The 20800-nt window shown below is 29.8% G+C and carries 20 protein-coding genes, 2 pseudogenes and 1 riboswitch; of the genes and pseudogenes, 1 reads left to right on the top strand and 21 read right to left on the bottom strand.

Annotated elements, in window-relative coordinates; all coding sequences use genetic code 11:
* The 18 genes and pseudogenes from C7U55_RS12240 to C7U55_RS12155 form a co-directional block, all read right to left on the bottom strand.
* Window positions 1–197, bottom strand: a pseudogene (locus C7U55_RS12240) (hypothetical protein); the annotation flags it as partial.
* Between the two features lie 114 nt (window positions 198–311).
* Window positions 312–1655, bottom strand: a complete 1344-nt coding sequence (murD, locus tag C7U55_RS12235) for a UDP-N-acetylmuramoyl-L-alanine--D-glutamate ligase (protein WP_106988802.1) — start codon at window positions 1653–1655, stop codon at window positions 312–314.
* A 1-nt stretch (window position 1656) separates the two neighbouring features.
* Window positions 1657–2634, bottom strand: a complete 978-nt coding sequence (mraY, locus tag C7U55_RS12230; RefSeq protein ID WP_048923607.1) for a phospho-N-acetylmuramoyl-pentapeptide-transferase — start codon at window positions 2632–2634, stop codon at window positions 1657–1659.
* Window positions 2635–2926: 292 nt separating this feature from the next.
* Window positions 2927–3202: an HPr family phosphocarrier protein gene (locus C7U55_RS12225; protein WP_106988801.1), complete on the bottom strand. Its 276-nt coding sequence runs from the start codon at window positions 3200–3202 to the stop codon at window positions 2927–2929.
* 51 nt (window positions 3203–3253) lie between these two features.
* Complete coding sequence (locus C7U55_RS12220; RefSeq protein ID WP_106988800.1) at window positions 3254–3775, bottom strand: tRNA (mnm(5)s(2)U34)-methyltransferase; 522 nt, start codon at window positions 3773–3775, stop codon at window positions 3254–3256.
* A complete protein-coding gene (locus C7U55_RS12215) occupies window positions 3763–4239 on the bottom strand; it encodes a DNA-deoxyinosine glycosylase (RefSeq protein WP_106988799.1) in 477 nt (158 codons plus the stop codon). Before C7U55_RS12215 ends, C7U55_RS12220 begins: the two co-directional genes overlap by 13 nt.
* Entirely contained in the window at window positions 4226–4894 is a 669-nt protein-coding gene (locus C7U55_RS12210; RefSeq protein ID WP_106988798.1) for an HAD family hydrolase, read from the bottom strand. Before C7U55_RS12210 ends, C7U55_RS12215 begins: the two co-directional genes overlap by 14 nt.
* A 1-nt stretch (window position 4895) precedes the next feature.
* Window positions 4896–6059, bottom strand: coding sequence for an MFS transporter (locus C7U55_RS12205; protein ID WP_106988797.1), 1164 nt, complete (start codon window positions 6057–6059; stop codon window positions 4896–4898).
* An 86-nt stretch (window positions 6060–6145) separates the two neighbouring features.
* Window positions 6146–8080, bottom strand: a complete 1935-nt coding sequence (locus C7U55_RS12200; protein WP_106988796.1) for an MATE family efflux transporter — start codon at window positions 8078–8080, stop codon at window positions 6146–6148.
* Window positions 8081–8270: 190 nt separating this feature from the next.
* Complete coding sequence (locus C7U55_RS12195; RefSeq protein ID WP_106988795.1) at window positions 8271–8981, bottom strand: AAA family ATPase; 711 nt, start codon at window positions 8979–8981, stop codon at window positions 8271–8273.
* A gap of 213 nt (window positions 8982–9194) precedes the next feature.
* On the bottom strand, window positions 9195–9998 hold the full coding sequence (locus tag C7U55_RS12190; protein WP_106988794.1) for a folate family ECF transporter S component: 804 nt from the start codon (window positions 9996–9998) through the stop codon (window positions 9195–9197).
* Window positions 9999–10254: 256 nt separating this feature from the next.
* Complete coding sequence (locus C7U55_RS12185; protein WP_106988793.1) at window positions 10255–11760, bottom strand: bifunctional folylpolyglutamate synthase/dihydrofolate synthase; 1506 nt, start codon at window positions 11758–11760, stop codon at window positions 10255–10257.
* Between the two features lie 54 nt (window positions 11761–11814).
* A complete protein-coding gene (locus C7U55_RS12180; protein WP_022000754.1) occupies window positions 11815–12141 on the bottom strand; it encodes a cyclic-di-AMP receptor in 327 nt (108 codons plus the stop codon).
* A 48-nt stretch (window positions 12142–12189) separates the two neighbouring features.
* Window positions 12190–13365 (bottom strand): deoxyguanosinetriphosphate triphosphohydrolase family protein, encoded by a 1176-nt coding sequence (locus tag C7U55_RS12175; RefSeq protein WP_106988792.1) that lies wholly within the window; start codon window positions 13363–13365, stop codon window positions 12190–12192.
* A 30-nt stretch (window positions 13366–13395) separates the two neighbouring features.
* The gene (locus C7U55_RS12170) at window positions 13396–13944 is read right to left on the bottom strand and encodes a manganese efflux pump MntP (RefSeq protein WP_106988791.1); all 549 of its coding nucleotides are present in this window, start codon (window positions 13942–13944) and stop codon (window positions 13396–13398) included.
* Window position 13945: 1 nt separating this feature from the next.
* Window positions 13946–15505 carry an NAD(P)/FAD-dependent oxidoreductase gene (locus tag C7U55_RS12165; protein ID WP_106988790.1) on the bottom strand — a complete coding sequence of 520 codons (1560 nt, stop codon included), beginning with the start codon at window positions 15503–15505 and terminating at the stop codon, window positions 13946–13948.
* Between the two features lie 8 nt (window positions 15506–15513).
* Window positions 15514–16896: an ATP-binding protein gene (locus C7U55_RS12160; protein ID WP_106988789.1), complete on the bottom strand. Its 1383-nt coding sequence runs from the start codon at window positions 16894–16896 to the stop codon at window positions 15514–15516.
* 87 nt (window positions 16897–16983) lie between these two features.
* Window positions 16984–18054: an NAD(P)/FAD-dependent oxidoreductase gene (locus tag C7U55_RS12155; protein WP_106988788.1), complete on the bottom strand. Its 1071-nt coding sequence runs from the start codon at window positions 18052–18054 to the stop codon at window positions 16984–16986.
* Window positions 18055–18188: 134 nt separating this feature from the next.
* On the opposite strand from C7U55_RS12155, the gene C7U55_RS12150 reads away from it, so the two are divergent.
* Window positions 18189–18920, top strand: coding sequence for a YebC/PmpR family DNA-binding transcriptional regulator (locus tag C7U55_RS12150; RefSeq protein WP_048923618.1), 732 nt, complete (start codon window positions 18189–18191; stop codon window positions 18918–18920).
* Window positions 18921–19087: 167 nt separating this feature from the next.
* On the opposite strand, the gene thiM is transcribed toward C7U55_RS12150, so the two are convergent.
* The 3 genes and pseudogenes from thiM to C7U55_RS13685 form a co-directional block, all read right to left on the bottom strand.
* A complete protein-coding gene (gene thiM, locus C7U55_RS12145; protein ID WP_106988787.1) occupies window positions 19088–19915 on the bottom strand; it encodes a hydroxyethylthiazole kinase in 828 nt (275 codons plus the stop codon).
* A gap of 158 nt (window positions 19916–20073) precedes the next feature.
* Window positions 20074–20179: riboswitch (TPP riboswitch) on the bottom strand.
* Between the two features lie 29 nt (window positions 20180–20208).
* Window positions 20209–20496 (bottom strand): hypothetical protein, encoded by a 288-nt coding sequence (locus C7U55_RS12140; protein ID WP_106988786.1) that lies wholly within the window; start codon window positions 20494–20496, stop codon window positions 20209–20211.
* A pseudogene (locus tag C7U55_RS13685) lies at window positions 20496–20800 on the bottom strand (mannose-6-phosphate isomerase); the annotation flags it as partial. The gene C7U55_RS12140 and the pseudogene C7U55_RS13685, both read right to left, overlap by 1 nt.

The following is a 20800-nucleotide window of genomic DNA, read 5'->3' as shown; positions in this document are numbered from 1 at the left end:
TCTGTTTGTTTGATACCTTTATCATTGGATTCATAGCCAAGATGATTATTCATTTCACCTTGAAGCATTGATTCAAATAAAGGCCCAAATAGATCTTTGAGAGCATCGTTCATATCTTCAACAGAGTTTGGATTATAGGCATCAATGATTGCCTGCGCGAGTGCAACTTTTTTAGGGTCACGTTTATTTCTAGTCATGTTCATATCCTCATTTCCTCCTAATTATAACATAGACAAAATAAAAACTGTGTTCATCAGGTCGCGCGCCCCTGACTTACACAGTTTATTTTACACTCTCTTACAATCCTTTTTTTATTTTTCATTAACATATTGTTTGAAGATTCTTCCTCTTTCTTCATAACCTTTAAATTCATCAAAGGAACTTGTTGAAGGTGAAAGTAAAATAATATCACCCGGTTCACTAATTTCAAACGCTTTATTTACAGCATCTTTTAAAGTATCTTCATAATAAGAATCTTCATGATGCATGTCTTCTTTAAAACGTTGACCTGCAGCCCCAAAAGTCACAAGTTTTTTAATATGTGAATTATACGTAGACATTTCTTTTAAATCTAAACCTTTATCAAAACCACCCATTAATAAAATAACCGGTTGTTTAAAAGCTTTTAAAGCAATAATACTTGCATCAGTATTTGTTGCTTTTGAATCATTATAAACCTTTACACCATTATATTCTCTTACAAATTCAATGCGGTGTTCTACACCTTTAAAATTTGAAATAACTTTTCGAATAATACGCGAATCTACTCCAGCAACCATACAGATTGTTGCAGCAATCATAATATTTTGAACATTATGATCTCCTACGATCTTAATATCTTTTAAATCAATAATATGTTCTCCTCTAAAATAAATCGCATCATCAATAATACGACAATCAGCTGGTTTATTTAAAGATTGAGTTAAACATCCACAATAAACAGGATATCTTTTTAAATATTCTTGTAAAGTTTCATCATCTATATTATTAACAAAGATTTCATCATCACTTTCACAATTTTCATAAATACGCATTTTAGAAGCATAGTATTCATCTAATGAAGCCATGTAATCTAAATGATCCGGTGTTAAATTAATTACTGTTGAAATTTCTGGTTTGAATTTCTCAATATCAAGTAATTGGAAATTTGACATTTCAATAACAATATAATGATTTTCTTCTTCTAATAAATTATTTTCTAAAACAACATCACATAAAGGTTTTCCAATATTTCCTGCAAAATGGACATTTTTATATTGAGCCTTTAAGATTTCATAAATTAAAGTAACTGTTGTTGTTTTTCCATTTGTTCCAGTGACAGCAATATAATGTTGTTTTTTAGCCACTTGATAAGCAAGTTCAATTTCTGTATAAACAGGAATTTTTCTTTCCTTTAATCTTAAGATAAAAGGTTTATGATAATTAATTCCTGGGTTTTTGACAACAAAATCAAAATCTCTTTCAAAAAGTTCATCAGGGTGTCCACCGGCAACAATTTCAATACCAGCATCTAAATATTCTTGATACCCATCAATTTGTTCAAGAGGTTTTCCTTCATTAATTGTAATTGTAGCGTTTAATTTTTGTAATAATTTCACCGCTGCCTTGCCACTACGTGCAAGACCAATAACGAGCACTCTTTTCCCTGTTAACATATTACATAACTCCTAACACAATAGCGACTATTCCACAAATAAAACCAATAAACCAAAATGAAATTGTTACTTGTTGTTCAGACCAACCTAACATTTCAAAATGGTGATGAATCGGTGCCATTTTAAAGACACGTTTTCCTCGTGTTTTAAATGAAACAACTTGAATAATAACTGATAAAGTTTCCATTAAGAAAACACCACCAACGATAATTAATAAAAGTTCTTGTTTAGTAAGAATAGCAAGAATGGCTAGGAATCCACCGAGTCCTAAAGAACCAACATCTCCCATAAAAATACGTGCTGGATGGTAGTTGAAATACATAAATCCTAAAAGTGCTCCTACCATGGCAGTGGCGTAACTTGCAGTTGTGTAATCTTTTAACATGATGGCATAGATAATAAATGGTGCAATAGCAACCATAGAAAGGCCTGTCGCAAGTCCATCTAATCCATCGGATAAGTTGACCCCATTACTTTCACCTGTAAACATAATAAAGACAAGGATGGCATAGAACCAACCAAAATCAATATTTACTTTTACTACTGGAATTGTAACCTCTGTCGTAAATCCTGGTACAAAGTTTTCTAAATATAAATAGCATCCTACAGCAAGAATAGCTTGCATTAAGAATTTTTGCCAAGCTTTTAATCCTTCATTTTGGTGTTTTAAGATGATTAAAGCATCATCCACAAAACCAATTAAACTATATCCCACAAGTACAATCGTAATTAAGATTAAATTTGGATTGGCGATATTTTTATAATTGACTACAAACGCTGCAATAACCGCCGCTAATACAAAGACAACACCTCCCATTGTTGGTGTTCCACCTTTTTTCTTATGTGACTCTAATCCTTCTTCTCTTTCTACTTGTCCAAATTTCATTTTATGTAGAAATGGGATTACTTTTGGCATAACAAGAAGTACAATAACAAAACCAATACCAAATGCTGCCATTAACTTAATAAAGTTTTCCATAATTATGTTCCCTTTCCTTCTTTTTTTACTTTTACACTATAGCATACTTTTTTCTCTCCATCAAATTTCTATAAAAATAGTTTACTTTTTTATAAAAACTTATTTTTAACTTAATTGACCAGATATTTATTGCGGGCATTGAAATGCTCATTCAAGATGTGTTTACAGAAAACTGTGTAGCTGTTGTCTTTGTTATTTTGATTATTTTAAGTCTTGTACTTCCTAAAAATATGGATATTGAAAAAATAAAATAAGTATAATAAAAATACGCTATTTAAGTAGCGTATTTTTATTATTGAATTGTTCCTATTTCTAGAGATTTCATTTTTTCAGTAAGGATTTCTACTACTGCTTCTTCATCTTCTCCGTCAACAACAATTCCAATTTGTGCTTTGTGAGGAATCCCTAAAGACAAAACACCCATTAAAGACTTCATATTTACTGATTTATCACCATAATTCAATGTGACATGACTCTTATAAAGCTTAAGAGCATCAACTAATTCAGTTGCTGGAGAAGCATAAAGTCCTACCGGATTTGTAATTTCAATATTCACTTTTTTTGCCATAACAATCTCCCCTTTGCTTATCTTTATTATAGCACGTTTTTTTGATTTTACTTACCTTTTTTCAACAATCACAACATAAGGCGCATTCTTTTTATTCATCATTTCAAACTTTGCTACATTATATAGTTTATGATCTAAAGCATGGAAATATTCCTCTAAATGTATACTTTCTTCTCCCTTATCATGTCCTATATAAATTGCAATATAAAGACATCCTTGAGGATTTAATAAATTAAGTGCTTTTTCGATGGTTTTCAAAGTGGTTTGATAATGTGTGACACATTCATGATTACCTCCTGGTAAATAACCAAGATTAAAAACACCCACATCAAAACTTATAATATCTTCATCAAAATATTCATGACTTTTTAAAAATAAAGTCACATTCTTTTTATCTTTTATAAATTCTTTAGTATTATTTAAAGCCATTGCTTGGATATCATAGCTATAAACATGTTTACAATAATCGCTTAAAAATAAAGTATCATGTCCATTTCCCATGGTAAAATCAATTCCTTGATCATAATATTTTTTTCCAATTCTTTCATGGATAAATTCAATCATCGATTCCATAAAATCACCTTCCATTTTTCAATAAGTTGTTCAAGACGATAAGTCGCATTTGCAGGTGAGGTAGAAGGAAGTGAATAAACAGGAATATCATAATGAAAATAACGATAATAATAACGCTGTGCTGTCTTTCCATTCGTAATAATCATTTCAATAGGACAATGTTTTACTATACGATCTAAATCATTGACTTTAACATTGGCAATACTGGCATCACTTGAACCTTTAATTTCACAACTTTCAATGACATCCCATAAGGCAAGATGATGTTTTATAAGCAATTCTTTCTTTTGTTCAATGGTTTGTGGAACTTCTTCTTGAAATAAAGCAGCAAGAAGTTTCCAAAAACGATTTTGGGGATGATGATAAAAAAACTTGGCTTCTCTTGATTTAATAGATGGAAAAGATCCTAGAATAAGTATCCTAGAATCTTGATCATAAACAGGTTCTATATCATGCTTTGTCATCTTTTTTTACGATAACATCTATTAATTGATCAAGAGAATCATAACATCCTACAGTTAAATCAAGAATATCTTTAGAATGATGAATCAAATCAGGAATACAAATAACAGGAATCTTTCCAGCATGTGCCGCTAAAATACCATTTCGACTATCTTCTAAAACAAGAGCATCTTCTTTATTGACTTCTAATAGTTCTACTGCTTTTAAAAAGATATCTGGGGCTGGTTTTCCATGTTTGATTTGGTCGCCCCCAATAATCGCATCAAAGAATTGATCAACTTTGATACTTTTTAAATTTGATAAGACACGCTCATAACGTGTTGAAGAAGCAACAGCCATTTTAATATGATTCTTTTTTAAATATTCTAATAAATCATAAAGTCCTTTTTTTATTTCAATAGGATGAGTCTTGAAATATTCATTTCTTAATTGTTCTCGATAATCCTTGATTTTTTGATAAGGATAATCTTCACCAAAAACACTATAATAATATTCTTTAGAAGTTTTTTCATTACTTCCTATTAAATGAACAAACATATCGTCCGTAATCTTATATCCAAATTTTTCATGCGATGTTTTAACAAGCATATTCCCTACGGGTTCGGTATCAATCATTAAACCATCCATATCAAAAATAACTGCATTCAATTCTAACATACTACTCTCTCACTTTCTTTGGCATTCTAAAGAAAAGTGTCACCACAAAAGCAATTGTAATTCCTGCAAACAAGAAAAGATAAAAAGCACTCATGGAATAAGCATCAATAATTCTTCCACCAATTAATTGGAAAAGCATTGCTCCTACTCCTTTTCCAAGCATTGCTTGAATTCCATATGCTGTAGAGACATATTCTTCTTTTACTAAAACCATAACTAATCTTACCGTAATCATGGTAAAGAGTACAGTAGAAAAACCTTTAAATATAAAAACATAAATAATCATATTAACTGATGGTAGCGTTGCATACCAAGCAAAGTTGAGCATTGACATAATGACTGCAAACATCATGATATAACGATAAGGAATCTTTTTAATAATATAATCTGTAGCAAGAATCATTGGTATTTCAAATAATGTTGCAAAAAGTTGGTAGGTTCCTACCTGAGAAGCTGTTCCTCCTTGGGATTTAATAAAGATTGATAAATAGTTAAAGTTTGTTGAACATGCTCCCCAAAAGAAAAAGGAAATAACAAGGAATAACATAAATGGAATATTATGTACAAGTTCTTTCATGACAACAACAGTGGATAGTTTATTTTCATTGGTTTCTGGTGCTTCTGAAAGTTTTGGATCAGAAACCATATAAATACAAATAATCGTAATAAATGTTCCTAAAATACCTGCCATGAAGTTCGCAAATGGTGAGATATATTGATATAAAAGACCACTCACTTGAGCCATGATGGCATATCCTACTGAACCCCATAAACGAATCTTACCAAATTGATAAGGTGAAGAAACACCAATACGATCTGTAAGAGGCGTTACTGCATTCATAAAAGAAACAGCTAATCCTGAAGATAAAAGTAAAATCCAAAAATTACGACTAATTGCGAAAAGAAACATACAAAGCATATTCGCAAAAGATAATAAAATTGATACTTTCTTTGGTGAATGCCATTTATCCGCTAAAAAACCAAAAAATGGTTGTGTCACAATTGATAACAATGGTGCAAAAGAAACAATGTAGGCAATTTGTGAAGCTGACATTCCAATGTCTTGACAATACATCGATAAAACAACTGTAAAAGCACCATATCCTAAATAAAAAAAGCATGAAATACCTGCATGAAATAAATAATGATCTCTTAACTTACTCATAATACCCTCCCTATAACTGCATCCATTATATAGAATCTCTTAAATAAAAATGAAGTCTTTTCATTTTTTGAAAGACTTCATTTAATTTATTCATTTATCGATTTAACATAATTACAAATAAGATTTTTTATCGTTTCATTTCCTAGTTTACAATCTAAACATAAATCATAATTTGATTTATCACCCCATGTTCTATTTGAAATAACTTCATAATAGCTTTTTCTAGAATAATCTGATTTATCTATATACTTTATTGCATCTTCTCGACTATCATTATATATTTCCATTACTTTATTAATACGATATTCTAAAGGCGCATATAAGAAGATTTTAACAAGATGATCATCTTCTCTTAAAATATAGTCTGCTGCTCTTCCTACAATAACACAATTTCCTTTTCTAGCAATTTCTTTAATTACATTTGATAAAAGAATAATAGAATTCTTGTTGATATCTAAAGACAAAAATTGACTATAGATATAATCTTCATTTTCTTTGTTACTTACAAAGCCATGCTCAAGGGCAAATTCTTTGATTTTTTCCTTATCATAAAATTCAATATTTAATTCTTTAGCTATTTGTCTTGCTATTTCTTTTCCATTTGTTCCATGTTCTCTTGAAATAGCAATAACTAAATTATTTGTTATACTTTCATTTTTAACAGAACTTATTCTTTCATTATATGATTTTTTCAATAAGATAAGTGAAACAATGACTGTCAATAATTCAGAAATTGGAAAAGTCCACCAAACAAGTGTTGTTACACTTTTTGTCAAAGTAAAACAATAAGCTATTGGAAAACAAAAAATAACTAATCGAAGCAAAGCAATCATTAAAGGTCTAAACGCATAACCTATAGATTGTAATACCCCTTGAATTGCTACAGAAATTCCCATAAAAACAAATCCCAAACTTGCAATATGCAAAGCTGTACTACAAATATTAATCATTTCTTGTGTACTTCCTGATAATCCAAACAATTGTGATAATGGATGGGCAAGAAGCTCGAATAATAAAGTAATAATTAAAGAAACAATAATTGTATCAACAATACCATATTTAATACATTCATCTATTCTTTTTCTATCTTTCATTCCATAATTAAAAGATAAAATAGAAATAATTGTATTAGATAAACCAAATGCTGAAAACAAAGCAATTTGTTGAATCTTATAATAAATCCCAAATGAACCAATTAAAATAACTGGATCAACTTGAGCTAATCCTAGTATAGCGTTCATTCCCGCCATCATTACCGCAAGTAATCCTTGCATCAATGCTGCTGAAGCACCAATCAGATAGATTCCTTTAATTAAAGAGAAATTTGCTTTAATATAACACAAATTAACATTAATTTCTTTATTTTTAAAATAATGAAAATACATAGCAATAAATAATGATACAAATTGGCCAATGATTGTTGCTAGCGCTGCACCAGCAACGCCCATTTTCATTGGATAAATAAAAATATAATCTAAAATAATATTTGTAAGTGCTCCTGATATTTGAGCAATTGTTGAAAAATGTGTTTTACCTGTTGATTGAAGCAATCTTTCATATACAGTAAACCCAATAGAACCATAAGAAAAACAACAACATATTTTTAAATAGATTGTTCCCATTGCAATAACGTGCTGATTATTTCCAGCAAACAATCTTATAAAACTTTCTGAGCCAAACAGTCCAAAAATCAAGAAAATAATATAAATACAAATACTTAAAAAGATTCCTGTTCCTGCAATCTTATTAACTTTATCTTTATTTTGTTCACCTAAACTTTTAGATAATAAGGCATTAATACCAACACCAGTTCCTACCCCAATAGCAATAATTAACAATTGAATAGGAAAAGCTAAAGTTAAAGCTTGATTGGCAATAACTCCATCACTTTTCATATTCGTTATGAATATACTATCTATAACATTATAGAGTGCTTGTAAAACCATTGATATGATCATAGGTAATCCCATTTTCCAAAATAATTTTTTTAAAGGCACTACTGCCATTTTATTTTTTTCCATCACTTTCTCCTTTTTTGCATAAAAAAATGCGTAAGTACCAATCTCCAAATGGATTGGACTTACGCATTTAGCTACACATCATTTTTACAAAAGCATTATAACAAAAAATTAAAAATGATGTAAGAATTTTTTATTAAAAAATAAAAATAAAATAAGAAAACTTTATATCATTTTTAATTTAGTTATTTATTTATAATCCTGAAAGGTCTAGATCTATAATCATCTTTTCAAGCTTTTTTTCTTTTAAAAGATAGCATAAATAAATTGGTAGATATGTTATATTATCTTTTGTTTCAATATATGTTTTTACTGCATCAGGCATTCCACCTACAATAAGATAAATAAAGAACATTGTTAAAAGTCTTTGATGTATAAAATCATCTATAGGTATGCACATTTCAAATCTTTCTTTTAACATATCAAGTGTTACATTTGATACATTGTTTGCAATCATGAACTCTTCAAAATCCAGTGAATACATTTTTAAAACAGTTAAATATCCTACTGAAGCAGAAGCAATTCCTTTAAGTTCCACCCTTAATAAAGAACCACTCATAGCATATTTAAAACTGCCTTCATCTACAAGAAACTTTATCTTTGTTACAATTTCAGGACATTTTTGAATTTCATCAAAAAAGACAACTGTTTCATGTACTTTGCACTCTTCTGGCATAATCATCTTTAATCTAATTAAAAATTCTTCAGCACTTATTTTTGCGTTTAAATATGAAACCATATCTGGTTGGTCAATAAAATTTATTTCAAACTTATTATACCCGCTCTTTTTAATTTCATCTCTTATAAGCCATGTTTTTTCAGTTTGTCTTGCATCCATTACTAAAAGTGCTTTATTAGAATTTTCAAGCCATTCTCTAACAGAAATCGAACTTTTTCTATACATAAAGCAACACCTTCATCCATACAATACACCAATTGTCTCGCTTTTTTAATTTTAAGTACAATAAATTGCCCCGTTTTTTATATCTATATATAAATATATTGCCCTGTTTTGTAATTTTTGTTATAAATTTGTCAAAAATTATCTAATTTTCATTATTAATTTGATCTTTTATTTTTGGTACAAAATAAAAAGCTTTGGACAATATCCAAAACTTTACTTAATAACTTTTTGAATCATTCGATTCATTGTATATACAATGATAATACCTAAAGGAATCATCACACATGATTTTAAAATTCTTACAAATTGTGATGCAAAGAACGGTATTCCATACATCGATTGTAACCAATATGGTGTTAAAAACATCGTTACTGTCAGTTCAATTGCGACAACAGATAAAATACTTAAATGAAATAAGCGCAGATCTTCTTGTCTAAGTTTATTTTTATAATATCTTATAAAAATAAAGAGAATAACAAGCATTGCAACAATGATGACAAAGATTGTAAATTTAATTGGTAATGTGACTTGATACATTGATCCTGAAATGTTGACTTCATTGATTTTAAAAACATAAAGACAACCTAATAAGGATATAACAAGCATGACTATTTTTACAATTCTTTCTAAGAGTTTTTCATTTTTTTCACTTAAATAGTTCTTTAATAAACATGGTATTTCTGTTTGTAATACCGCATTTAAAGTAAATCCTAAAAATGGAAAACCTCCTGCATTTGCTAGGACAAGGCCTAGAAAATCTGTTGCGATAGCAACTATAAAACAATAACCAGGTTGTAATGTTAACCCTGCTACAATTAAAGGGAGAACCTCTAATGTAATTTTTAAACTTGGAAATCCAAGAAAAGGTACCATCACAGCTAACCTTTTTAAAATAATAGCTAGAATGACAAATAAAGCCCCCAATGTCATTTGTCGCACATCACTTTTCATTGGATATTTATAGAAAATAAATATCCCAATCGAAACAATAATAACCCCTAATATAATTTGAATCATCGTTTGATTGCTACTTAAAAACCAATCGTTCCTGCTTCGTCCTCTTTCTAGTCCACAGGCGTTAATTCCGGTAAATAACCGTACATATGTTTTTTTCCCACTTCGTCCTCTTTCTAGTCCATGGGCGTTAATTCCGATATAAAACCGTACATATGCTTTTCCCGCTTCGTCCTCTTGCTAGTCCACGGGCGTTAATTCCGATATAAAACCGTACACAATTGCTACTAAAAGTAGACTCCTCCTTCTTTCTTGATTGCTATGAATTCTTTTGTAGTAAGTATTTTCTTACTTCTGAAATAAAATATAACGATCCTGTAATCAAAAATGTTCCTTCTTGTAAATAAATATCGTCTAAAGCTTTTCTAAAGTCCGGTTCTATTTTCACCGGATAATCCCCTGCTAATAATTTTGCACTTTGACTACGAGGATGTTTAAATTCACAGACAGTTATATCATACGTCAAATCAAGTAATCTTTCAATCATGTAGTCTGTATCTTTATCTTTTAAAGCTGAAAAAATAATTTTTAGATTATGAAGTTTACGTGCTGAACGATAGAGTTCATCAACACCTTCTCTATTATGTGCTCCATCTAAAATAATAAGTGGCTTTTCACTAATAATTTCAAAACGTCCTGCCCATTTTGCTTCAAATAAACCGTCTATAATTGAAGAATTATCTAATTCAATAAACTGATGTTTCTTTAAATAAAGTAACGTTTCAAGTGCTAAAGCACTATTTTCTATTTGATAAAGCGCTGGCGTATTTAAAACAATATTATAATCTTTATAAGTATACTTCACATTTTCCCCATCTTGTAAATCATGAATACGATCCAAACGAATCAAATGACTTTGATGTTTTTCACATGTATCTCTAAAAATATCTAAACATTCTTGTTTATGTTCGCCCGTAATAAAATCAACGTGATCTTTAATAATACCCGCTTTCGCTCCAGCAATACTTTCATAGCTATCGCCTAAATAATCCATATGATCTAAACCAATATTTGTGTTCACACACACCATTGGTAAGATAATATTTGTCGCATCTAATTGTCCACCTAAACCAACTTCATAAATGGCATAGTCAACCCCTTGATAAATAAAGTAAAGAATTGAAATAAATACTTCAATTTCAAATAAAGAGATTTCATATTCTAACCAAGTATCGACATAACGATTGGCTACATCCACAATGAATTGTTCATCGATCCATTGATCATTAATACGTACCACATCAAGACGTGAAATAAGTGCAGGAGAAGTAAAGGTTCCTACTTGATAACCTTGTTTTTTTAAAACTTCTTTCATGTAATTAACAGTAGATCCTTTCCCATTTGTTCCACAAACATGAATACACTTTAAAACATGTTGAATGTTAAAAAATTCTTGCATGTATTTTTTAAAGTTATCTAAACTATAAACACGATCTTTTTGTTGTTGTATGAAGGTATAAACTTCTTCATAGTGTTTAAATTGTTGTTTGGTTGGAATTGTTATTGTTTTATTTTGATATGTAATATCTTTAAAAGCTATTTTTTTGATGACATTGATGAGTCGTTGTTTTGTTTCTTCGTTCCCTAAACAAAGTTCAATTTCATTTTTGAAGGCATCAAAGATAATAATCCCATTGATTTCTTGTTCTTCATTTATGTAAATAATTTTATGATTTTGTTTTAAATATTCTTTTGTTATTTCTTCTTTATTGATGAATTGAATTAATTCATTTATTCTTTTTTCATTTAATAATTTGATTGCCATAATTTCACCCACAAATATTATAAAGGATTAAAAAAAAAGGACAATGTCCTTTTTTTAAAATTTTTCAAATTGTTCAATATCTAACACAAAAACTGTTGCTCCACCAACAAGTACATCTACCATAATTGGAGTAAAGAATTCTCCCATTTCAGTAGGTGGAACAGTAGGTTCCTTTTCTACACGTTTTTTAGAATTTTCTTTGATAATTCCTACAGCATGTTCAACTTTATCATCATTTGTTCCAATAAAGAAAGTTGTATTTCCTTTCTTTAAAAATCCCCCTGTTGTTGATAATTTTGTAACAAAATATCCTTCTTCTGTAAGCGCAGCTTGTACTGATGAACTGTCATCAGAGTTTACGATAGCAATTATTAATTTCATAAGCCATCCCTCCTGTATATTATTATTTTACACCAATTTCCTTAATTATTAAAGTTTTTCCCCATGAAGAATCGGTAAAAATTTGCTTTCATAATCATTTAAAACATACGTATCAGTCATCATTGATAAATAATCAGAAACAATGAGAGGATTTGGCGTATTTTGATAGCTTTCGATCATCTTACTTTTAAATTTAACAATATTAGAATCTTGATCATTATTTTCAAGTTCTTCTAAATATACATCAAAAAGCTCTTTAACCATTCTTGATAATTTTGCATTTTCTTTTTCAAGAACAGGATGATGATGGACCTTTTCCCCTAAAAAAGAAAGTAAAGTAGATAAAGCTTCAAAAACTTCGTGAGAAAAACGCAAATACGGTTTTTGATAACTATGAATCATTAAATCACCAATCAGCTTATTCATGATCGATTTATTATTATCTCCTAAGACCTTCACAACTTTTTCCGGAAGATCTTCTTTTTGTAAGATACCTACACTCATAGCATCTTCAATATCTTTTCCAATATAAGAAATAACATCTGATATACGAACAACACAGCCTTCTAAAGTCATTGGTTTTAAATCAAGACTGGCATTTTCTTTATGCCAACAATCATGATATTCTTGTAAAAACTGTTCTTTTGTTTTTTTACGATCAGGTTCATACTTTTTAGAAAGCATTTCACCATTATGACATAAGATAGCATCTAAAACTTGCAAAGAAACATTATAGCCTTTGCCATTTCTTTCTAAATAAAGAATATTTCTAACACTATTGGCATTATGACAAAAATAACCAAAACCGGCTTCTTGAAGTTTTTCATTAAGTGCTCTTTCACCAACATGGCCATAAGGTGTATGTCCTAAATCATGACCTAACGCAGCCGCTTCAATTAAATCTAAATTCAAATTCAATCCTTTTCCTATTTGTCTAGCAATACGTGAAACCCATTGAACGTGGATTGAACGTTTAGAAATATGAGCACTTTGAAAAAAGGAAAGAGCTTGTGTTTTATCGGTATATCTTTGATAAGACTTACAATAAAGAATACGGTCGATATCTTCTTCAAAAGGCCAACGAATATCAAATTCTTCATGTTCATTTTCTTCTTTTCGAAGTTTTTGACATTCACTTGTTTTACAAGCATAAGGCGAAAGTGTTCGATCATATTCTTTCGTTCTTTTAATTGTATTTTTAATAATTCTTTCTTCTTCTTTCATATTCATCACCTTCATTATTATATACTTTTTTTAAAAAAGATGCTCAAGTAATGTTTTACATGCAATCAAGATCAAAACAATTCCGCCAAAAATAAGAGCTTTATTTTGAAACTTATTATTTAAATAATTCCCAATTTGTAAAGCTATCAAACATAATAAAAAGGTAATAATTCCTATAATAAAGAGAGCTTTATAAATAGAAACTTCCAAAAAGGCAAAAGTCATTCCTATTGCAAAAGCATCAATACTTGTCGCTATCGCTAAAATCGTTAAATCAAAAAAATGAAAATTATAGCTTGTTTCTTCTTCACTAAAAGCATCTTTTAACATTCCTATACCTACAATCATTAAAAAGATAAAGGCAATATAATGATCATAAGCCTGTACTAATTTAGAAAACACACATCCTAAATGATAACCAAAAAAAGGCATCAAAGCTTGAAAAAAGCCAAAATAAAAAGCAATGAAGCTTTGTTTCTTGATGTCTCTTTCAGGCATAGAAATACCATACATCATAGAAACAGTAAAAGCATCCATCGCTAATGAAATCGAAATAATCAAAAGCTCAAATAATGACACATTATCTCTCTCCTTTGAGTAATACCTCACTACATTTTAAACCATCAATTGCACTTGACATAATACCACCCGCATATCCTGCACCTTCACCAATTGGATAAATTCCTTTGATATTACTTTCCATATTGTCATCACGATAAAAACGAATTGGTGCTGAACTTCTTGATTCTACTCCAAGTAATGTGGCATCACTTGTAAAACCATTAATCTTGTTATTCATTAAAAGAAGTCCTTCTTTTAAATTTATATTCAGAATTTCAGGAAGTAATGCATTCAATTGAGCATTTTTAACTCTTTTTAAACTTGTTTCTATTTTTTCTTTACTTTCTTTATTTTCTAAATAATCTTCCACTCTTTGAACTGGAATTGAATAATCACTTCCTCCTAGTTCAAAAGCTTTTTCTTCTAATTTTCTTTGAAAATACATTCCTGCAAGCGGATGTGAACTGCCAAAATCATCTGGTGTGACATTGACTAAAATAGCACTATTGGCGAACTTATTATCACGTTTATAATTGGACATCCCATTAACAACAAGTCGGTTTTCTTCACTGGCTGCATTCATGACATAACCACCTGGACACATACAGAAAGTATAAACTCCTCTTTTTTGACTTGTATGCACCGCTAATTTATAATCAGCCGCTTTTAAAGCAGGATGATTGTAGAACTTACCATATTGGCTTTTGTTAATAAATTCTTGACTATGTTCAATACGCATTCCTACTGCAAATGCTTTTTGAGAAATTTCTAATTGTTTTTGATAAAGCATTTCATACGTATTTCTCGCACTATGACCGATAGCAAGAACAAGTTGATCTACTTTTTCTTTATAAGTTCCTTCTTTATTTTCTAAAACAACTTCTTTGATTTGATTGTTTTCAACAATTAAATCAACCAACTTTGTTTCAAAACGCACTTCTCCACATTTTTCAATATCTTTTCTTATATTTTTAACCACATTAATTAAAACATCTGTTCCTAAATGAGGTTTATTTAAATAAAGAATATCTTCATTGGCTCCATGTTCATAAAACGTATTTAATACAAATTGTTTACGATAATCTTTAATACCCGTCGTCAACTTTCCATCAGAGAACGTTCCTGCGCCCCCTTCACCAAATTGAACATTACTTTGCACATTCAATTTACCTGTTTCTAAATAAGTATCTATATCTTTTTTTCTTTCATCAACACATTTACCTTGTTCAATTAAGATGACCTTTTGTCCACTACGAGCTAAATTATAAGCACAGAATAGGCCTGCTGGTCCACTTCCAACAACCATAATTGTTTGATTATTGGGTGTTAACTTATCATAATGATATTCTTTAACTTTACTTACTTGTTTACTATGTGTTTTTAATAATTGATCTTCATTTGCACATTCAAAAGTAAAGCCCATATTAAAATGCACTTTATTCTTTCTTCTTGCATCGACTGCTTTTCTAGCAATCTTTACATTCTTTACTTGTGATTTTCTTATATTTAATGTATTTGCGATAACCTTTGCATAATCTTTTTCATCTAAAGAAACTGCGATATTACTTACTTTTAACATATCTTCTCCTATTTTTTTATTTTCCAATATCCTTTTTTATTATTTCCAATTCTTTCTATAATTCCCAAATCTTTTAGCTTTTTAATAATAGTTGCAACACTTTTTCTACTTATTCCTATCTCATCAGAAATATCATTATATGAATATCCTGGATCTTCACTAATTACATTAAGAACCTTCATCATATTATCGTTCACCCTATCAGTCACCCTATCAGTCACCCTATCAGTCACCCTATCAGTCACCCTATCGTTCACCTTTGAAAAATTATCGATTACTAATCTTTGGGGTGCATCAAATTCAATCATGATATCAGTAGGATTAATATAATACTTTGGCATTGGTAAATTGTTTTCTATACACGAATCAAATATTTTTTCTATTCCTCTTCCCCATGATTCAATGTGTCCCGCTAAATAAAACACATGGGCAATATTAGGATTATAAGGTTTAGACCCATGTTTTTGATAAAGTGTTTTTTCAGTCCAATGATCTGGTAGTTTTCCAACATTTGTAATATAAAGTTTATCTTTATAAATACTTATTTGTATTGGTACACCTGATTCATATTGTTTATGAACAATAGCGTTTAATATAGCTTCTCTCATACTCGCTTCACTTACAAAATATTCTTCAATTCTTTGAAGTCCATCATATGAAATTTTAGCTTTCATATATTTAAAGAAAATAAGCTCTATAACTTTATCAATTTGTTCAAAAAGTGATCCTCTTACTTCATCTTGATAAATTAAATCAGCATTTGTTTCAAAAAATCCTACTTTTATAAAGGCACCTGTAAAATATCTTTCTGGATCTTTTGAAAACAAAAGTAAGGCAGCATTTGTAAGATAACCATTATTTATTAAATGAAGTTTATCTAATAATGTTTCCGTATCTTCTTCTAAAATAGTATCATCTATTCTTTTTTTACGAATTGCAAGTTCTTTAAACTTTTGAATAGCATTTTGATCTAAATCTTCTATTTTTACTAATGGGTGTGGAACGTTATCCCAAGTTGCTCCTCTTTTACGTAAAATAAAACTTTCTAATTCAATACCTGTCAACTTTTGTGATGTGCTCCCACTTCTATAATAATAGTTTCCTTTACAAGATATAGTTATCGGATAAGAAGGAACATCTATTTCTATATATTCCAAACTGTCTTTTTTATGTAAATTCACATTTACAACAATTCCCATAGAATCTCTTATTTTACTTGGTAAGGATTCTAATAATTTTTTTGAATTTTCCACACCAATAATTTCACCATTATCATCTATGCCAATAAAAAATTTACCACCTTGTGCATTAGCAAATGCACATATACCAACTAAATATTCATCTTTCCAAACTGCTTTCCATTCAATATTATGCTTTTCTTGATTTTCCATAGTTAGCTCCTTCTTATTAGGTAAATATAGTTTTTCCACTTACTTATTCATTATAACATTTCTATTTAAAACACATTTACTACTCTTTTATTTCTTTATTGATTTTGCCACATGCACACCACTTGCAAAAGCAAAATGTAAGTTATAGCCTCCACAATCACCATCAACATCCAAAGCTTCTCCACAAACATAAATACCTGAATATTTCTTAAGTTGTAAATTTTCATCTACTTCTTTTAAAGAAACACCACCATGACAAACTTGTGCTTTTTCAATAGGCATTGTATCAACAATCTTTATTTCTATATGTTGCGGATCAATATTTTTTTCTTTAAAAACATGAACGATTTTTTCATGGAAGAAACCTTCTAAACCATAATGTTGAAGTTCCTCTTTTTCAATATCAGGAAGTAGATTTAAAACAAGTTTAGGATTTTTTAAACGTTTTAAATATCTTGATAACTGCATCACACAGATACCTGAAAGACCATAATCCGTAAACATGATTTCACCTGTTTGTTTTTCAATGAGTTGATTTTGATCATAGAGTGTGACAATGCCTTTAACTCTTTGTCCTTTTAAAGCTTTAAAAACAGGTTTCGTTTTAACTTGTACAAGACTAGGGGTAAATGGTATGAGAGAAACATTCATTTTTTCTAACATCTTTAAATTATTTTGTCCTGATAAATGGCTTGCGGGTGATCCTGTTGCAATCACAATTTTATCTGCTTGATAATGTCCATTTGTTGTAATAATTTCATAAGATTTATTATTTTTAATAGATAAGACTTCACATTCATCAATGTATGAAACTTGATCTATGTTTTTCATTAAAGCATTTTTTACTGATAAACTTGAAAGTGAATATGGATAAACAAGATTCTTTTCAAAACGTAATTTTAAAGAAAGTTGTTTAAAGAAATCAATAACATCAAATTCTTTAATCAATTTTTCAATGAAAGAATCTTGATGATTATAATACATGATATCCATATTTAAATTTGAAACATTACATCTTCCATTTCCACTAGCAAGTACTTTTCTTGCAGCTTTCTTTGCTTGTTCTAAGATAATAATATTATATTTATTTTCTTTTAGTAATTCATTCATACAAGCAAGTCCACTTGCTCCTGCACCAATAATAACAATTGTTTCCATTTTTATCCCCCATTTGCTTATTCATTATACATGAACAAAACTTGTTTGTCATTGATATTAAACCTTGAAAAACCTTGATGTATTCGCTATAATAACGAAGTATTGAGATTACATACAATTAAGGAGGCTTTTTTATGGGTAGAGCGCATGAAGTGCGTAAAGTTGCTATGGCAAAAACTGCTGCAGCAAAAGCAAAATTATATTCTCGTTATGGAAAAGAAATCTATTTAGCTGCAAAAGCTGGTGGTACTGATCCAGATGGTAACTTAGCATTAAGAAGAATTATTGCTAAAGCTAAAAAAGAACAAGTTCCTGCTGATGTTATTAAACGTGCAGTTGATAAAGTAAAAAGTGGAGCTACTGAAGATTATCAAGAAAAAACTTTTGAAGGATACGGTCCAAGTGGTTCAACTGTTATTGTTAAATGCTTAACTGATAATATTAATCGTACTATTTCTCAAGTACGTCCTGCATTTACAAAATCTAAAGCTAAATTAGGAAATGAAGGTTCTGTATCTTATTTATATGATACATATTCTATTTTAACTTTTAAAGGTTTAGATGAAGAACAAACTTTAGAAGCTTTAATGGAAGGTGAAGCTGATTGTCAAGAAATTGAAACTCATGAGGATGGTTCAATTGAATTAACAGGTGCACCAACTGATTTATATAAAATGAAAGATGCTATTGAAGCTGCATGTCCTGATGCTGAATTTGATGTAGAAGAAATTGCTACAACACCTCAAGAATATGTATCTCTTGAAGGAGAAGATATGGAATTATTTGAAAGATTAATGGATCTTTTAAATGCTTGTGATGATGTAGATAAAATCTACCATAACGTTGAAAACTATGAAGGAGAATAATTCTCCTTCTTTTTCTTAAAAAAAATGAAAGACATTTCATCTTTCATTTTTTATTAACAACTTTGATCCCATGTCATTTGCCAAAAAGCAAGTTCATTATAAGACTTCCATAATTCTTTTGTTGCTTCTAACATCTTATCTGTTGTTTTCATAATTTTTCTCTTTTCTTAAAATAAAACTTCTTGGTACTTTGCACCTTCTTGTAGTTGTTGAGGAGTCATATTGTAAATGGCATCTATAATATAATTTCGATAACTTGCATTTCCATCTAAACGAGTAAGTCGAGTGTGTGCCATTTCTCCTGCTAATCCCATGGTACATACCGCAGCAAGTGTTGCTTCTAATAAATGAGCAGGGTTTGCTGAAATAAAAGATGCTGTAAGAGCAGATAATTGACAACCTGTCCCAGTAATAGAAGACATCATAGCATGTCCATTTTCAATGGCAAAAGCTTTTTCTTTATTGCATACTAGATCAATCGCTCCCGTAATCGCAATAATAGCTCCTGTTTTTCTAGAAAATTCTTGTGCAAAACGGACAACTTCTTTGATATTTTCTTTTGTGACTTTATCAGCAATATTCGCATCGACTCCTTTTGTCGTACCACTTCCTAAAGCAAGTGTTTTAATTTCAGAAATATTTCCACGAATCACTGAAAATTGAATTTCATCTAAAAGTTTTAGAGCTGTTTGTGTTCTAAGCGTTGAAGCACCAACACCTACTGGATCTAAAACTACAGGATGATGGAGTTCATTGGCTTTTTTTCCCGCAATAAGCATGGATTCAATTGTACGTGAATTAAGTGTTCCAATATTAATATTAAGACCTGTACAAATGGAAGTAATTTCCGCAACTTCTTCTTGATCATCTGCCATAATAGGTGAAGCTCCACAAGCAAGGACCACATTAGCACAATCATTGACCGTTACATAATTGGTAATATTGTGAATCAATGGGCTTTTTTCTCTTACATTTTTTAACATTTCTTCTAACATTTTTTCTCTCTCCTTGTTTTTTATTGCGGTCGATACTTGGTGGTATCCTCTCACGCTGGAACACAGCTTCCCTCGCTTTGTACTAAATTCAAGGCGCTCCCCTTCAATTCGCCACTTATGTGGATTTATAAATAAAAAAACAGGAGGTATGCTCCTGTAAAAAATCAAATAGGACTTCCTACGCCGGCATTACCCGTATCAGGTTAAAGGGTCGAAGTTGATAACTTCCTCTCAGCCTGCTTACAAGCTCCCCTGTTTTTATTTATATTTTTATAATACTCTTCCTTTTTCTTTTATTCAACTTCTTCAATTTCATATTTACCTAAATAAATCAAAATATGATTCATAATAATATCAATAGCCCAATAAAACAAAACAAACATAGCAAGTCCTACAACAAATGAATATCTTAAACTTGTCACCATATATAATGCTGGAATAAAGGCAATAATTATAGGAATAAAACCAACTCCAGAAGGAAAGTGTATTTGATAAACACTATGACACTCTTTACATTCTTGTCTTCCTTTATAGGCAAAAGAAGAATCTTTTATTTCATGACTACAATGATAACATCTCATTAAAGTGTACAAATCATTACTGTCATTGTTCCATCAAAATCAACTTCTTTTTGATCTGAACAAACTACAAAATGATCTCCTTTTTTCACTTCTTTTCCTTCTACTGTTCCTTGTCCTTCAATGATTGATACAAGTTGGAATGGTTTATCATTCTTTACTTTATTATAGCCTGTCATATCATATTTATTTAATGTTAAATAGTTAGATGATACAAGTTCTTTTCTTGTTCCATTTTCTATTGTTTCTTCTACTTGTTTTGCCAGATCATAAGGTTTATAAGGCACTGTTGTCACATCGATGGATT

Source organism: Faecalibacillus faecis, from assembly GCF_003024675.1.
GTDB classification, from domain to species: domain Bacteria; phylum Bacillota_I; class Bacilli_A; order Erysipelotrichales; family Coprobacillaceae; genus Faecalibacillus; species Faecalibacillus faecis.
This window is presented reverse-complemented; position numbering and strand designations above follow the sequence as displayed.

Coding starts and splice junctions, on each gene's coding strand:
- C7U55_RS12195 (WP_106988795.1), bottom strand. CDS start 8,981: ATGTATAGAAAAAGTTCGATTTCTGTTAGAGAATGGCTTGAAAATTCT.
- C7U55_RS12200 (WP_106988796.1), bottom strand. CDS start 8,080: ATGGAAAAAAATAAAATGGCAGTAGTGCCTTTAAAAAAATTATTTTGG.
- C7U55_RS12165 (WP_106988790.1), bottom strand. CDS start 15,505: ATGTTAAAAGTAAGTAATATCGCAGTTTCTTTAGATGAAAAAGATTAT.
- thiM (WP_106988787.1), bottom strand. CDS start 19,915: ATGTTAGAAGAAATGTTAAAAAATGTAAGAGAAAAAAGCCCATTGATT.
- C7U55_RS12140 (WP_106988786.1), bottom strand. CDS start 20,496: ATGAGATGTTATCATTGTAGTCATGAAATAAAAGATTCTTCTTTTGCC.
- C7U55_RS12180 (WP_022000754.1), bottom strand. CDS start 12,141: ATGAAATTAATAATTGCTATCGTAAACTCTGATGACAGTTCATCAGTA.
- C7U55_RS12155 (WP_106988788.1), bottom strand. CDS start 18,054: ATGGAAACAATTGTTATTATTGGTGCAGGAGCAAGTGGACTTGCTTGT.
- C7U55_RS12190 (WP_106988794.1), bottom strand. CDS start 9,998: ATGATTCAAATTATATTAGGGGTTATTATTGTTTCGATTGGGATATTT.
- C7U55_RS12185 (WP_106988793.1), bottom strand. CDS start 11,760: ATGGCAATCAAATTATTAAATGAAAAAAGAATAAATGAATTAATTCAA.
- C7U55_RS12215 (WP_106988799.1), bottom strand. CDS start 4,239: ATGACAAAGCATGATATAGAACCTGTTTATGATCAAGATTCTAGGATA.
- murD (WP_106988802.1), bottom strand. CDS start 1,655: ATGTTAACAGGGAAAAGAGTGCTCGTTATTGGTCTTGCACGTAGTGGC.
- C7U55_RS12210 (WP_106988798.1), bottom strand. CDS start 4,894: ATGTTAGAATTGAATGCAGTTATTTTTGATATGGATGGTTTAATGATT.
- C7U55_RS12150 (WP_048923618.1), top strand. CDS start 18,189: ATGGGTAGAGCGCATGAAGTGCGTAAAGTTGCTATGGCAAAAACTGCT.
- C7U55_RS12160 (WP_106988789.1), bottom strand. CDS start 16,896: ATGGAAAATCAAGAAAAGCATAATATTGAATGGAAAGCAGTTTGGAAA.
- C7U55_RS12205 (WP_106988797.1), bottom strand. CDS start 6,059: ATGAGTAAGTTAAGAGATCATTATTTATTTCATGCAGGTATTTCATGC.
- C7U55_RS12220 (WP_106988800.1), bottom strand. CDS start 3,775: ATGGAATCGATGATTGAATTTATCCATGAAAGAATTGGAAAAAAATAT.
- C7U55_RS12225 (WP_106988801.1), bottom strand. CDS start 3,202: ATGGCAAAAAAAGTGAATATTGAAATTACAAATCCGGTAGGACTTTAT.
- mraY (WP_048923607.1), bottom strand. CDS start 2,634: ATGGAAAACTTTATTAAGTTAATGGCAGCATTTGGTATTGGTTTTGTT.
- C7U55_RS12175 (WP_106988792.1), bottom strand. CDS start 13,365: ATGAAAGAAGAAGAAAGAATTATTAAAAATACAATTAAAAGAACGAAA.